Raw genomic sequence first — 13,911 nt, forward strand, 5'->3', positions numbered from 1 at the left:
GTCGGTTGACGAGAACCGTCAACCGACGGCGGCGACGGCCGTCCAGGCCGTGATGATGAGGGGATGACGTTGAGGATCGACATCAGCGGCCTGCCGGCCGAGCGGGTGCGGTTCGCCGCCTCCCCGCTGGCCGAGCTGACCGCGATGCTGCATGTGCTGGCAGAACCCGGGCATCATCCGCAGCTCGCCGGCTGGGCCGGGGACGTCTGGGCCGGGCTGCCGCCGGAGCTGGCCGAGCGGCTCAGGGAGGCGGAGTTCCTCTGGCGCTCCTCACAGGCCGACTTCCTGATCCCCGGCCGGCCCCGGCCGACCCTCGCCGAGGAGCTGGACGACGTGGACCGGATCGACGACGAGAGGTACGTGACCGCTGCGCTCGTCACCACGTGCGGCAGCAACCGGGTCCACTTCGCCGGGACGTCTCCGCTCACCGACGCGACCGCGCGCGAGCGCGCCCTGGACGTGGCCCAGGCCCGCGGCGCACTGCAGGAGGCCTTCGCGGAACGGCTGCTCGCGGACCCGGCCGCGGTACGGGCGCGGGTGCGCCACACCCTCGAACAGTGCGCCGCGGCGTTCTTCGACGCCGCCTGGTCGGGCGCCGCCGTGCGACTCGCCACCGACCTGCGCCTGAAGAACGACCTGCTGAAGCGTCAGGGCCTCGGGGCGGCGCTCGCCTCGGTCTCCGGCGCGGTCACCCTGGCACCGGACGGCGACTGCATCGTCGTGGACAAGGTGCAGGACAAGGCGACCGCCGCCCGCGACAGTGGAGTCACCTTCATTCCCAGTGTCTTCGGCCGCCCGCACCTGGTGGCGGTCCACGCCCCCGGTTGGCATCCGGTGGTGCAGTACCCCGTGGCCGAGCCGACTCCGTCGGAGCCGGTACCGCTGGAAACGGTGACGCTACGGCTGGAGGCGCTCGCCCATCCGGTACGGCTGAGGCTGCTGCGCACCCTGGCCCGCGGCCCGCACACCACCGGCGAGCTGGCCCACGCCTGGGAGCTCTCGCCCCCCGAGGTCTCCCGCCATCTGGCCGTCCTGCGCCGCGCGGGCCTCCTCACGGCCCGACGGCAGGGCCGCTACGTCCGCCACACCCTCAATCTGCCCGACCTGACGGCGCTGGGCACCGACCTGCTGGCGGCCGTACTGCGCTGAGTGGCCCCGGCGCACGGGCCGCGCACGTCAGGCGGTCGACTCCGGCAGGAAGCGCGTCACCACTGCGTCGATCAGGGCGTCGAGCCGGTGCGGTGTGAGGAGTTCCCGGACAGTCAGGTCGTCGACGATCAGCCCCCAGCATGCATCGGAACCCCGACCAGCTCGCGCCAGGAGTGTCACGCGGACCAGGGCCCGGTCGGGCGGCGGGCAGTGGCCGGCACCAGCCCCGTCTCGACGAGTCCTGCCGCACCACGGGGGCACGACCCCGTGCTTCGATCGGGCGACCACGATCGTCACCCGCCCGGTCGCGACACGGCCCGGGGCACACCAGTGAGTCCGTGCCGGGGCACAGCGGGGCACCGAACACGCGGATCCCGGCCGGCCGAGCCGTCCCGCGCTGCTCACGGGCCCTGCGGGCAAGTCCGGATCCCTGCGGCGGACCAGGCCGTCGGCGGAAGCGGCCGCATCGGCCGGACGTTGAGGAGCAGTTGGGCCGGATGCCGCGTCCGGATGCGCCTGGCATCCGCCGCGCCGCAAGATCTTGACCATGCGGATGTTCACGGTGACCCCGTCCTGTCCTCGGCCGACGCGGCGCGGCGGTGCGCGCCATGCCATATCCACCACCGTTGCCTGTGGCGTCCTGCTGGCTGGTGCCACGGCGTGCGGTCATGGGGGCGACCGGAAGGTCTCCGGAGGTGCACCCGGCGCGGCCTCCGCCCGCCCCGGCCAGGCTGTGGGCACGCGTCTTCCGGGCGTCGGAGACCGGATGTGGAGTCAGGTGCCGGCCGACACCGGCCAGGCCGTGGTCGTCTACGGCGAAGGCCGCAACTCACCCGACAGCCTCGTCGTCCTGTATCAGAAGCAGGGCTCGACCTGGCATCAGACGCAAAGCTGGCCCGCGCACAACGGCAGGTCGGGCTGGACAACGGACCATCACATCGATGACGAGCACAGTCCCGTCGGCGTGTTCACCCTGACCGACGCGGGAGGCACGCTCGCCGACCCCGGAAGCCGGCTGAGGTACTGGCGCGACGACAACGCCTACGCCTCCATGCTCAACCCGGAACCGGCCCACGCGCACGACTTCGACTACGTCATCGCCATCGACTACAACCGGCTCAAGGACGCTCCGCCGTTCGACTGGAGCCGCCCGGACGGCGTGGAACAGGGCGGCGGAATCTGGCTGCACATGGACCACGGTGACGGCACCTCGGCATGCGTCACCGTTCCCGAGTCCGGGATGAAGACGCTCCTGCAGACCCTGGACCCGGTGCAGCATCCCGTCGTGGTCATGGGGGACCGCGACCACCTCACGTCCTGACCACACCGTAGGACTGTCCGCCCCGGCACGTCCGTCGTTGAACAGAGGCCCGGGTGCTGTCGCCGGCACCCGGGCCCCAGCGCGCCTCCGACCGCCGAACCCCCAAATGGAAGAGGAGTACTTGAGGTGTGCGCCCGGCCGGTGCGTGCGGCTGCGATGACCGCCAAGTGAAGGTCGCGTGGGGGAGTTGTCGTATTCGATCGACGCGCATAGCGGATGATGCAACGGCTGCGGTTTTCTCGTGAGCGCATCTCCAACCCCCCACACGTTTTGGAGACTTCATGCGCCACGCCGTCCTCGGCATGCCTGCATCCGCGTTACTCCTGATCGGTACGGGCTCGGGTCCCCCCTGTCCGACCCACGTCCGCCGTCGTCGACCGCAGGAGCCGGCCGCGTCCACCGTGGCCGCCCCGCACTCGATGGACGGCCACCATCGCCTCCGGCCTTGACCCCAAGGCCCCCCAGTCGCTGATCGCTTCGGAGCCCTCGGACACGTGGAAGTCCGACAGCGGGCCGGGCGACTGGAAGCCGAGGGCCAACCATGCCTTCCGGCGCACCTGCATGGTGGACACCTGCACCAGCTGACCCCTCCGCGACCGTCGCCCGTCGGCAACCGCAGAAGCGCGCCACAGGCGTCGGCCTGGTGTGCCGAGCACCGGCGCAAACGAGCCGATGATGCGGTGCGGTGGGTCCTGGCCCACTGAGGTGCTCACCGTGCGTGTGGTGCGGCACCGCTGGTGCCGCACGTGTCGAGCAGGGCGGTGATGCCCGGTCACGCAGGGCCGACCACTGCCGGCCGCGCCGACGCGCGCGGCGAAATCGGCGTGCCGTTTTTCGCGCTGCCGGTGGTCGGCCGATTCTCGACCAACATCATCCAGAGGGTAGTGACATGTACGCGTCATAAGTGTCAGTCTCTGTTCACCCGCTGTACGAACACGACCCATCCCAGAGCCGCTCTGACCGGCCCCACACCGGCCGGGCGGCGTTCCCCCCACAACAAGGAGCCCTTTTTCGTGAGCCTCCTCAACGTGCGTCACAAGCGCACCACTTTGGCCATCGCCACCGCGGTGGCGGCGGGAGCCCTGCTTTCCACTGGTCTGACCACCAGTGCCTCCGCCCAGATGCCGGCCGAATCCACGTCCGTGAAGCCGCTCACGGCCCCGACCGCGCTGTCGGCCGCCGCCCGCACCACGCTGATCCAGAAGGCACAGGCCGACGCCGCCACCACCGCGCAGCGAATAGGTCTCGGCGCCAAGGAGAAGCTGGTCGTCAAGGACGTCGTGAAGGACGTCGACGGCACCGTGCACACCCGCTACGAGCGCACCTACGCCGGCCTGCCGGTGCTCGGCGGCGACCTGATCGTCCACACCGCCAAGTCGGGGAAGACCGAGGGCGTCACCAGAGCGACCAAGTCGGCCGTCAAGGTGGCCTCGCTCAAGCCGCAGATCACCGCCGCCCATGCGGAGAAGCAGGCTGTCGGCGCCGCCAAGACCCTGGGCTCGGCCAAGTCCTCCGCGGACGGCGCGCGCAAGGTGATCTGGGCCGGCTCCGGCAAGCCCGTGCTCGCCTACGAGACGGTCGTCGGCGGTCTGCAGGACGACGGCACCCCCAACCAGCTGCACGTCGTCACCGACGCCGCCACCGGCAAGAAGCTCTTCGAGTACCAGGGCATCGAGACCGGCGTCGGCAACACCAAGTACAGCGGCAAGGTCGACCTGGCGAGCACCCAGTCCGGATCGTCGTACACCCTCACCGACGGCACGCGCGGCGGTCACAAGACCTACAATCTCGACCACGGCTCCTCCGGCACCGGCACCCTGTTCTCCCAGGACAACGACAACTGGGGCGACGGGAAGGTCTCGAACGCGGCCACCGCCGCCGCCGATGCCGCCTACGGCGCCCAGGAGACCTGGGACTTCTACAAGAAGACCTTCAACCGCAGCGGCATCAAGAACGACGGCGTCGGCGCCTACTCCCGCGTCCACTACGGCAGCGCCTACGTGAACGCCTTCTGGGACGACAGCTGCTTCTGCATGACCTACGGCGACGGTGCCAAGGACGCCGACCCCCTGACCTCGCTGGACGTCGCCGGCCACGAGATGAGCCACGGCGTCACCTCCAACACCGCGGGCCTGGAGTACTCCGGCGAGTCCGGCGGCCTGAACGAGGCCACGTCCGACATCTTCGGCACCGGCGTGGAGTTCTACGCCAACAACTCCACCGACGTCGGCGACTACCTCATCGGCGAGAAGATCGACATCAACGGCGACGGCACCCCGCTGCGCTACATGGACAAGCCCAGCAAGGACGGCGGCTCCGCCGACAACTGGTCCGCCGACGTGGGCAACAAGGACGTGCACTACTCCTCCGGCGTCGCCAACCACTTCTTCTACCTCCTCGCCGAGGGCAGCGGAGCGAAGACGATCAACGGCGTCAGCTACGACTCGCCCACCCAGGACGGCTCCAAGGTCACCGGCATCGGCCGCGACAAGGCGCTGCAGATCTGGTACAAGGCGCTGACCACGTACTTCACGTCGACGACCAACTACAAGGCGGCCCGCGAAGGCACCCTGAAGGCGGCATCGGACCTGTACGGCGCGGACAGCACCGAAGCGAAGACGGTCGCCGCGGCCTGGACCGCGGTCAACGTCAGCTGACACCCGCACCACCCCGGGGGCGGCGCCAGGGAGCCAACCCTGCTGCCGCCCCCGGCACACGCCCGCACAGTGCCTGGGCCCAGAGCGGCACCCGTACCGGCGATCTGGAAGACCTCCCGCGCCCCCCCACTACGCCACGAAGAAGGCTGGGGTCGAGCACCTCGACGCGATCGCCGACGGCAGATCATAACAGAGGATGGCGAGCCCGAAGTCGTTTTCTGTCTGGACGAGTTCGGGCCGCTCAACCTCCAGCCGCACCCCGGCCGACGGTGGGCCGAACGCGACGGAAGGCGCAGGGAACCCAACCGCGGGCCCAGACCGCATGCGTTCTGCTCAGGCCGCGGCGCGAAAGACGTACGCCGTCATCGGGGCGGTGACCGGCCCTGGGCCCAGACGGGCCGTCATCTCCTCGATCACGGTTGCCCGGACAGCCGGCTCGTCGCCGCGCTCCTCAACGGTCGCGCGCACCGGTGTCCCGGTGAGGTACCCGATGGCAAGGTCGGCGGTCGACGCCGGAGCGCGCCCTGGCCGCCGACCGGCTCGCCGCCGCGGTCACCTCGCACGCCGCCCTGCGCGTGATCCTGGTCATGCGCGACGACTTCTACCCCCAGCTCGCCGCGGCCGCCCCCAAGCTGCTGGCGGCGGCGATGCCGGGCCTCCTCAACGTGCCGGGCACGCTGAGCCGGGACGATCTGTACGCCATCATCACGCGGCCCGCGCACAGCGTGGGCGCCCGCTTCGAGAGCGGGCTGCCCGAGCGGATCATCACCGACGTCCTGGCGACCGACCCGGAGGGGACGGCGAACCGCAGGGCCCCGGTCACCGTGCTGCCCCTGCTGGAACTGACACTCAGCGAGCTGTGGCGGCAGCGCAGCGACGGCTGTCTCACCCACGACGCCTACCGGCGCGGCGGCAGAGTGACCGGGAGCCTGACCACCTGGTGCGACACCACTCTCGACCGGCTTCCGCCGGGCCACCGGCCCATCGCCCAGCGCATCTTGACCTCGCTCGTGCGCCCCGCCGATACCCGCCACAACATCCCCGCCATGCGTGCGCAGGTCCCCCTGCGGGACTTGCGCGAGCTGGCGGTCGCCCCCGGCGGCGGGCCGGACGACGGGGGTGCCGTCGACCCTGCCGTCGACGCGGTCCTCGCCACCCTGACGCGACACCGCATCATCATCACCCGCACACCGGACGCGCCTTCGGCCGAGCCGGTGGCAGAGCTGATCCACGACGCGCTGATCCGGGACTGGGGCACCTTGCGCGAGTGGGTGGCCCAGGACCGCCGTTTCCAGGAATGGTTCGTGCGCGCCCGGGAGCAGCGGACCCGTTGGGCCGACGGGAGAAATGAGGAGGACCTGTTCACCGGAACGGCTCTGGCAGAAGGACTCGAATGGTCCCAACGGCGCCGTCTGCCGACCGATATCACCGAGTTCCTCACGGCAGGCAAGCGGCGCCAGCAGGCCGCCATCCGACGCAGCCGGCAGCTCAACGCCATCCTTGCCGGTCTGCTCGTCGTCGCCCTCCTCGCCACGGGAGGCGCCCTCTGGCAGTGGCGGACCGCCGAGGTGCAGCGGAAAGAAGCCCTGTCCCGCCAACTCGCCGGCCAGTCCGACATCCTCTTCCCGACGAACCCCACCCTGGCCTCGCTGCTCGCCGTGCAGGCCTACCGCACCAGCCCCACGCCCGAAGCGACCCACAGCCTGCAAAACGCCGCGGCGATTCCGCTGCGGCGCAGCCTGCCCGGCCACCGCAAGTCGGTGCAGGCGGTGACGTACAGCCCCGACGGCCGGACCCTCGCCAGCGCCAGTGCCGACGGGACCGGGCGCCTCTGGGACGCGGCCACGGGCAAGCCCCGGGCCACCATGAACGGCCACACCGGCACCGTGGAGTCCGTGGCCTTCAGCCCCGACAGCGGCACCGTGGCCACCGGCGGTTTCGACGGGACCGTACGCCTGTGGGACGCGGCCACCGGCGAACCCCGGGCCACCATGAGCGGCCACACCGACATCGTATGGTTCGTGGCATTCAGCCCCGACGGTCGCACACTCGCCAGTAGCGGCGGCGACAACTCCGTGAACCTGTGGGACCTTGCGAGTCGCAAGGTCCGGGCCACGTTGAAGGGACACTCCGACAGCGTGATGTCTGCGGCGTTCAGCCGGGACGGCCGCTTCGTCGCGACCGGCAGTGCCGACGGTTCCGCGCGCCTTTGGGACCCGGACACCGGCGAGCTCGTCCGCGGCCCGCTCGGGCAGACCGGCGCCGTGGACTCCGTGGCATTCAGTCCCGACGGGAGTACCCTCGCGGCATCGAGCGATGCGGACACAGGTGTGGCTCTGTGGAATGTCGCAACGGGCGAGCCCCGCAGGAAGCTCCTCGCCTACGACAACATCACGACATCGGTGGCGTTCAGCCCTGACGGCCGCACGCTCGCCACCGGCACCCAGAACGGCATGGCAGTGCTGCGCGACGCGACCACCGACACGGTCCTCGCAGTCCTGCCCGGCCACACCGACACAGTCTGGTCGGTGGCGTTCAGCCCCGACGGCCGTACCCTCGCCACCGGCAGTGACGCCACCGTACGGCTGTGGCGCGTGGGCGCGAACCAAGCGACGCTGATCGGCCACACCGACAAGGTCTGGTCCGTGGCGTTCAGCCCCGACGGCCGCACCCTGGCCACCGGCAGCCTCGACCACACCGTGCGTCTGTGGGATGTGGCCACCAGAAGGTCCCTGGCTCGCCTGAGGGGCAGCGACGCGGTACGAGCGGTTGCGTTCAGCCCTGAGGGCCGCACCCTCGCTACCGGCAGTTTCGATACCACAGGGGCTCTGTGGGACGTCCGCACGCGCAGGATCCGGGCGACCTTGCGTGGCCATACGCGCTCGGTCGAGCAGGTGGCGTTCAGTCCCGACGGGCGGATCGTCGCCACCGCAGGCGGCAGCATCCTGCACCAGTGGGATGTGAGGACCGGGAGGGAGATCCGCACCCCCCTGTACGAGGAGAGTCCGGCAACCTCGGCGGCCTTCAGTCCCGACGGAAAGGTTCTGGCCGTCGGCAACACGGGCAACTCCGGGCAGCTGTACGACGCTGCCAGCGGTGCCCCCGGCACCGTTTTCCGGGGGCACAGCGGACCGGTGTTCGCAGTGGCGTTCAGCCCGGACGGGCGGACGTTGGCCACCGGCAGCAACGACACCACGGTGCGCCTGTGGAACGTGGCCAATGGCAAGAGCCTCGCCACGCTGACCAGGCACACCGGGCCGGTGACCACGCTGGCGTTCAGCCGCGACGGCCGCACCCTCGCCAGTGGCAGCCTCGACTCCACAGCGGTGCTGTGGGACGTCTCCACCCGCAAGGCCCGCGCCACGTTGACCGAGCTCGCTGCGGTCCAAGCGGTGGCATTCAGCCCGGATGGACACACCTTGGCTTCCGCGGATGACGACCGCACCGCGCGGCTGAGGGACGTTGTCCTGCCGCGCCCCGCCGAGGCGATCCGGAAAATCTGCCAGGCCGTGAACCGGGACCTGACCTCGGAGGAACGGGCGGCGTACCTGCCGGACCGTACGACCGCGCCCGTGTGCCCCGGGCCCTGAACGCGACCCGCGAGAACACATCCTCCCGGCGCTGGGCGTCGGCAAGGTCAAAGGCCCTTGAAAAGCCGGCTGCCCGCCACCTCGCCGGCCGGCTCCTCGCCACACTGATCCTCTGGCTCCGCGAGCACTGAGCGTTTGTCGAACCCAGGACTTGTCCGATGGGCCTCCGGGACTGTGAGCGTGCTGCTCGTTCCGGTCGGCGCGGGGTGGGGTGACTAGCCCACCAGCGCGGCCACCAGGCGCTTCATGGCGGGCCGTGGGTCGGGTGCGCCCGGCCAGCCGGTCATCAGGAGGTGGTGGGCCGTGCCGACGACGGCGAGGGCCACCGTGCGCGGGTCGACAGTCCCAGCCACCCGGCCGAGTTCCCGTTCGTCCTTCAGATAGCCGGTGATGGCCTCCTGAACCGCGGCGAACCCGGGCGCCCCTCCTTCCAGGGCCTTGCGGATGCGCAGTGCGGCGGTGGGGCGAGTCATGGCCAGGCCCGCGATGGCGGGACCGCCGGAGTCGAACAGCGCGAGGGCGACAGCTTCGAGGTTCCGCGCCACCGTGCCCTGTCCGGCGAGTCCCGACAGTGCCTGTGCCTTCGCCGCCGTCCGCGCGAACCGGTCGAGGCAGAGCTCGGCCACGAACTCGTCGAACCCCGCGAAGTGCGCATGCAACAGCCCCTTGGCGCAGCCCGCCTCGGTCGTGACGGACCGGCTGGTGAGCGCGCCGGGCCCATCCCTTTCCACGACGCGCTCGGCGGCCGAGAAAAGCCGCTCGCGCACGTTCGGCGTCGCCACTCCGCGCGGTGACATGGGCCCCTCTTCCGTTCCGCTTCCGCCGCCCTCGAAGGGGCGCCACGCCCTGGATGGTACCGGGGGATTGCCGATATGGGCATGCGCCCATACTGTATGGGCCTATGCCCATACCTCGGCGTCCGTCACAGGAGGCACCCGTGCCAGACATCGTCAACACTGAACAGGCCCAGGCGTGGAACGGCCCGGAAGGTGCCCATTGGGCCCGCAACCAGGACCGCTGGAACGCCGTGAACGACGGTTTCAACGAGTCGCTCCTCGACGCCGCCGGAATCGCCGAGGATCACTGGACCCTCGACCTCGGCTGTGGCTCCGGGCAGACCACGCGCCTGGCCGCGGTCCGGGCACCTCGAGGGCGGGCGCTGGGCCTTGACCTCTCGGGCCCGATGCTGGTGGAGGCGCGGGCCCGAGCAGAGCGGGAGGGCATCACCAACGCCTCTTTCACACAAGGCGACGCGCAGGCACACCCTTTCGAGGCGGGCGCGTTCGATGCGGCGATCAGCCGCTACGGGGTGATGTTCTTCGCCGACCCCGTTGCGGCATTCGGCAACGTCGGCCGGGCGCTGCGAACCGGCGGTCGGCTGGCATTCGTCTGCCCGGCCGATGCCACGCTCAACGACTGGGTGCTGGCGATGGCGGCGCTGCGCGACTTCCTGCCGGTCGGCGACTTCGGGCAGCCGGGGCTGCCCGGCATGTTCTCCCTGGCCGCCCCGGACCGCATCCGCGACGTCCTCACCGCGGCTGGATTCACCGGCATAGCCATCAACCGGTCGCAGGCCTACGGAGCATGGGGACACGGAGCCGAGGACGCGGCGGAGTTCCTGCTGGGTACGGGCCCCGGTCGTCACCTGACGGAGCAGGTCGACGCGACCGCACGGGCCCTGGCCCGGCGCACCCTGACCGATCATCTGCGCGACCACGAGGCGGCGGACGGCACGGTCCGGCTGCGCAGTACGGCGTGGCTGGTCGTGGCAGACCGCCCGGCCGACTCGTCTGGCAGGCCCCAGTAGTACGCCAGTCGTAGATCGTTGCTGCGCTGGTGGCGGCGAAGCCTCGAGTTCTTCTCGGCTTGGCAGCGTTTGGCCTGGTTGGGCCACCGCTTCCGTACCTGACACGGCGGTCACCTCAGCCGGTTGACGTGGGGTCAGGCCGGCCGACTCGCGTGGGTAGGGTGACTGTGTTCGTGGTGTACGAGTCGGGGGTGTCGTGGTGGCCGCAGAGGTCGTCGTCAGGACGGGGCTCAGGTACGGGGCCGGCGGCAAACTCATGGACGTGTATCAGCCCGCGGGCGCTTCGGAGCCTGTGCCCGCGGTGCTGCTCTGGCATGGCCGGGGCCCGGACGAACGAGACGTCCTCGCGCCGGTCGCCCGCGCCGCTGCGGAACTCGGTGTCATCGTCCTGTTGCCGGACTGGCGACCCGACGCTGCGGACGGTGGGCGAACACACCTGAGGGAGTCGGCCGACTTCGTACGGCAGAACGTGGTCGACTTCGGCGGGGACCCCGAGCGGATCGTGCTCGCCGGTTGGTCGCTGGGCGGCAAGGCCGCGGTGGGGGTCGCCGTCAATCCTGCCGCATTCGGCAACTGGAGGCCGCAAGCCGTCGTGGGCATCGCGGGTGCGTACGGATCGGTGGCACCGACCACCGGCACCGTCCCCGTCGACGACCTCCGCCTGGGCGGCGGCCTGGTGCCGCCTGTGCCGGTGTGGCTGGTGCACGGCACTGCCGATCCAGTGGTGGACGTCGAGCGTTCACGCGAGTTGCACGCGGCTCTCGAGGAACAGAGCTGGCCGGTGTCGCTCCACGAGGTCGCGACCGATCACGCAGGCGTCATCATGACCGAGTTCGTGCCCGAGGACGACCGTTGCATGCCCAGCACCGCCGGCCATGCCGTTGAGGCGGGGTCGAGGACCGCCGGAGTACTGGCCCGTGCCGCTGGAATCAGTGCGCAGCACCTCAGCCGTCGATCGTGATCCGGCTGGTCCAAGCCGCCGGCGCGGAGGCGACTGCGGTCGCCGGTGATCGTCGGTGGGCCAGGCGGCGAGCCGGCTGGTGACCGGCGGTGCCCGGGCTGCGGGAATGCCGGCCTCTCCGGTGTGGTTGAACCAGCCGTGACGGTGAAGGGGACAGTGTCCCCGGGCCTCAACCATCGCCTGCAGGGACGATCGTTCGGCTGAAGCCCTGCAGAGCCTTCCGCCGCGTAGGCGACCGCCCTTCACGATCACACCCGATACGGGAAAGCCCCAGCCGGCACACCGGCCGGGGCTTTCCCGCGCGCCCTACGGGCTCTCCTGGCCTCGCAACAGTGCTCACGAAACCGCTCGGGGCGGGCGGCCCGGGGCGGGGTCTGCGGCGGCGTATCCCTGCCGGTTCAGCGGAAGGATGCGTAGCGTCGCATGAGCGGCTTTGAGGCGCCGACGCGGGGGTAGCCGGTTTTCGCTCCCTGCTACCCCTGAGGTGATCACATGCGGCTCGACCGGCCCGAGCGCGACACGGAAGAACCGCTCACCTCCGCGGAGCACCCGCACGGAGACGGCAGTGTGCTGCTGCGCGCGGAGCTCGAGCAGCTTCACCTCGAGGTGGCGGCGCACTCCAGGATCTCCATGGCCGAGGGCGCCCTGGCCGTTCTCGGACAGTTGCCGGTCGAGAAGGCGGCAGTGGTGCTGCGGGACGTCTCGCGCGCCCTCGGCCTGGACGTGCACCGCGTTGCCGAACACGTGCTGGGACTGGTTCAGGGCACCGGTACGCCCATCCGGGTGGTCGACGAGCTGCAGCGGGCCCTGGAACAAGCCTGAACCCGCCCGCACAGTACAAGGGCGGGAAGCCGGTCCGCGTCAGTCCTCCGCTACGGGCAGACGACCCCGCGCGCGTCCGGCTCAGCGGCCCTGGTCCGGCGACGGGCACCGCGTGAAGCGATCAGTTCCTGGGAACGCCCGCTCGGGTCAGGCAGCCAGGACGCGGGTCGTCTTCGATGCTGCGCAGCCGTCCGCTCGCAGGCGGTCCAGGAGCATGTCGGCGGCAGCGAGGGCCTCGTTCACCGACTCGGTGCCGGTCATGGCGCACAGCCGGGCGGAGGTGTCCTCCAGTTCCCGGCTGGAGTGGCCGGTGGGATGCAGGCCATGACGGAAGCGGGCCTCGGCGAAGCGGGCCAGCACTGCGCGCAGTTCTTTCTCCGCCGGCAGCAACACAGCGACAACCCTCTCGTGCAGCGGACCGGCACACCGGGCCCGCAACCTCCGCCGAGCGCACACCTGCAAGGCGGCACCACAGTTGAACGGAGCAGGTACGTGCTCCGGTGGACCTTGTGCCCCCGCTGGATCACCGCATGCACTCCTCCCACGGCACTCCTCTTACGGCACCCCTCTTACTCCACTCCGCGGACGACACCGCTCACTTCGCCGCGCCGGAACTCATGCAGGCGTCTGTTCTTGCGGATTGGCGGCGTGTGCCGTCAACGCGGTGCAGGGGGCGCGCCGCTGTGGGGGAGTGCTGCCGCCGGCACACGCCGGCCTGTTCGGCTGCACCGACCCCGGATGACCGGCCGGACCCTACGAGAAGGCGCCCACGCCGCGAGGGCGCCAGGGGACGAGTCGCCGGCGGACTGGCGAACGCGCTCTGGGGAACCGGGGATGCCGTGGGCGTGGAGCCGGCCCAGCACCGCAGGGTTCTCGGTGCACTCCAGCTCGCCGACCGCGCTCGCGGGGCCGCTCCAAGAATCGAGTGACGCTCAGGGAGCGATGAACAGCAAGGCGTCGTCGGCCATCGCCGGGACATCCCTCTCACAGAAGCCGGGCAGGAGCCCGCCACTATCGCCTCCGGACGCCCCGAGCCCGCATCAGCGTCCCGCACTCACCCAAGAGAGGGCTGGACCGATCGCCTGTGAGCATCGCACTCGGTGATGATTCGTCGCGAACCGTAACTTTTCGGGGTTGCGGTCGATCCTGCTCGGGGATGGGAAGGGTCGGGTCGGGAGCCCGGATTCTTGGCTGAAGCCGTGATGAGCCCCATAGGAGCCAGGTCACGTCCTAAGGGAGGTCGTAGGACCTGACAGGAGACAAGCCTGCGGTAAAGCTGCTGAATGACCGAATTTGCACATTTCTACGTTGTTGGGTAGTACGTCACATTCTTGCGTGGGGTTTCGGCGGGCGCTAACCATGTTTCTCGTTGCCGCAAGCAGCGGGACGGACCGGGCGCACCACGCCGGGACCGACCTCTCTTGCCGCGCAGCACCGGGGCCTCGCCCCGACGCCCGACAGGCCGCGACCGATGCCGGCCGGCGCCTCAAAGACGTCCGACAGGAGAGACCCCCATGACTGCGATCACCGCTGCTTCCCGCCTTGCCCGCCTGCGCAACCTCGCCCTGACCGGCCTGGCCACCACCGGTGCAGCGGCCGCCGCG

11 protein-coding genes and 1 pseudogene are annotated in these 13,911 nt (G+C 70.6%); 8 read left to right on the forward strand and 4 right to left on the reverse strand.

Annotated features, from left to right (window positions below; translation table 11 throughout):
- Window positions 1–63: 63 nt before the first annotated feature.
- Window positions 64–1,149, forward strand: a complete 1,086-nt coding sequence (locus AC07CM_RS45630; protein ID WP_478882473.1) for a DUF5937 family protein — start codon at window positions 64–66, stop codon at window positions 1,147–1,149.
- A gap of 27 nt (window positions 1,150–1,176) precedes the next feature.
- Here AC07CM_RS45630 and AC07CM_RS45635 read toward each other — a convergent pair whose 3' ends face one another.
- Complete coding sequence (locus AC07CM_RS45635; RefSeq protein WP_478882474.1) at window positions 1,177–1,329, reverse strand: hypothetical protein; 153 nt, start codon at window positions 1,327–1,329, stop codon at window positions 1,177–1,179.
- Window positions 1,330–1,927: 598 nt separating this feature from the next.
- On the opposite strand from AC07CM_RS45635, the gene AC07CM_RS45640 reads away from it, so the two are divergent.
- The 3 genes and pseudogenes from AC07CM_RS45640 to AC07CM_RS45650 form a co-directional block, all read left to right on the forward strand.
- The gene (locus AC07CM_RS45640) at window positions 1,928–2,470 is read left to right on the forward strand and encodes a hypothetical protein (RefSeq protein WP_478882475.1); all 543 of its coding nucleotides are present in this window, start codon (window positions 1,928–1,930) and stop codon (window positions 2,468–2,470) included.
- 1,013 nt (window positions 2,471–3,483) lie between these two features.
- Window positions 3,484–5,127 (forward strand): M4 family metallopeptidase, encoded by a 1,644-nt coding sequence (locus tag AC07CM_RS45645; protein WP_478882476.1) that lies wholly within the window; start codon window positions 3,484–3,486, stop codon window positions 5,125–5,127.
- Between the two features lie 105 nt (window positions 5,128–5,232).
- Window positions 5,233–5,445: pseudogene (locus AC07CM_RS45650) on the forward strand (IS630 family transposase); the annotation flags it as partial.
- Between the two features lie 15 nt (window positions 5,446–5,460).
- On the opposite strand, the gene AC07CM_RS45655 reads toward AC07CM_RS45650, so the two are convergent.
- Complete coding sequence (locus AC07CM_RS45655; RefSeq protein WP_478882483.1) at window positions 5,461–5,595, reverse strand: hypothetical protein; 135 nt, start codon at window positions 5,593–5,595, stop codon at window positions 5,461–5,463.
- 107 nt (window positions 5,596–5,702) lie between these two features.
- Between AC07CM_RS45655 and AC07CM_RS45660 the strand changes: the two genes are divergently transcribed.
- Window positions 5,703–8,717, forward strand: a complete 3,015-nt coding sequence (locus AC07CM_RS45660) for a WD40 repeat domain-containing protein (protein ID WP_478882477.1) — start codon at window positions 5,703–5,705, stop codon at window positions 8,715–8,717.
- A 215-nt stretch (window positions 8,718–8,932) separates the two neighbouring features.
- Here the strand turns inward: AC07CM_RS45660 and AC07CM_RS45665 are convergent, their stop codons facing one another.
- Entirely contained in the window at window positions 8,933–9,514 is a 582-nt protein-coding gene (locus AC07CM_RS45665) for a TetR/AcrR family transcriptional regulator (protein ID WP_478882478.1), read from the reverse strand.
- A 140-nt stretch (window positions 9,515–9,654) separates the two neighbouring features.
- Between AC07CM_RS45665 and AC07CM_RS45670 the strand changes: the two genes are divergently transcribed.
- The 3 genes from AC07CM_RS45670 to AC07CM_RS45680 all read left to right on the forward strand — a co-directional run bounded on the left by AC07CM_RS45670 (window position 9,655) and on the right by AC07CM_RS45680 (window position 12,307).
- Window positions 9,655–10,524 (forward strand): class I SAM-dependent methyltransferase, encoded by an 870-nt coding sequence (locus tag AC07CM_RS45670; RefSeq protein ID WP_478882479.1) that lies wholly within the window; start codon window positions 9,655–9,657, stop codon window positions 10,522–10,524.
- Between the two features lie 199 nt (window positions 10,525–10,723).
- On the forward strand, window positions 10,724–11,485 hold the full coding sequence (locus AC07CM_RS45675; RefSeq protein WP_478882480.1) for an alpha/beta hydrolase: 762 nt from the start codon (window positions 10,724–10,726) through the stop codon (window positions 11,483–11,485).
- Between the two features lie 492 nt (window positions 11,486–11,977).
- Window positions 11,978–12,307, forward strand: a complete 330-nt coding sequence (locus tag AC07CM_RS45680; protein WP_478882481.1) for an ANTAR domain-containing protein — start codon at window positions 11,978–11,980, stop codon at window positions 12,305–12,307.
- A 147-nt stretch (window positions 12,308–12,454) separates the two neighbouring features.
- Here AC07CM_RS45680 and AC07CM_RS45685 read toward each other — a convergent pair whose 3' ends face one another.
- Window positions 12,455–12,700 carry a DUF5133 domain-containing protein gene (locus tag AC07CM_RS45685; protein WP_478882482.1) on the reverse strand — a complete coding sequence of 82 codons (246 nt, stop codon included), beginning with the start codon at window positions 12,698–12,700 and terminating at the stop codon, window positions 12,455–12,457.
- Window positions 12,701–13,911: the final 1,211 nt, after the last annotated feature.

This window comes from Streptomyces sp. NPDC044061, from assembly GCF_056434305.1.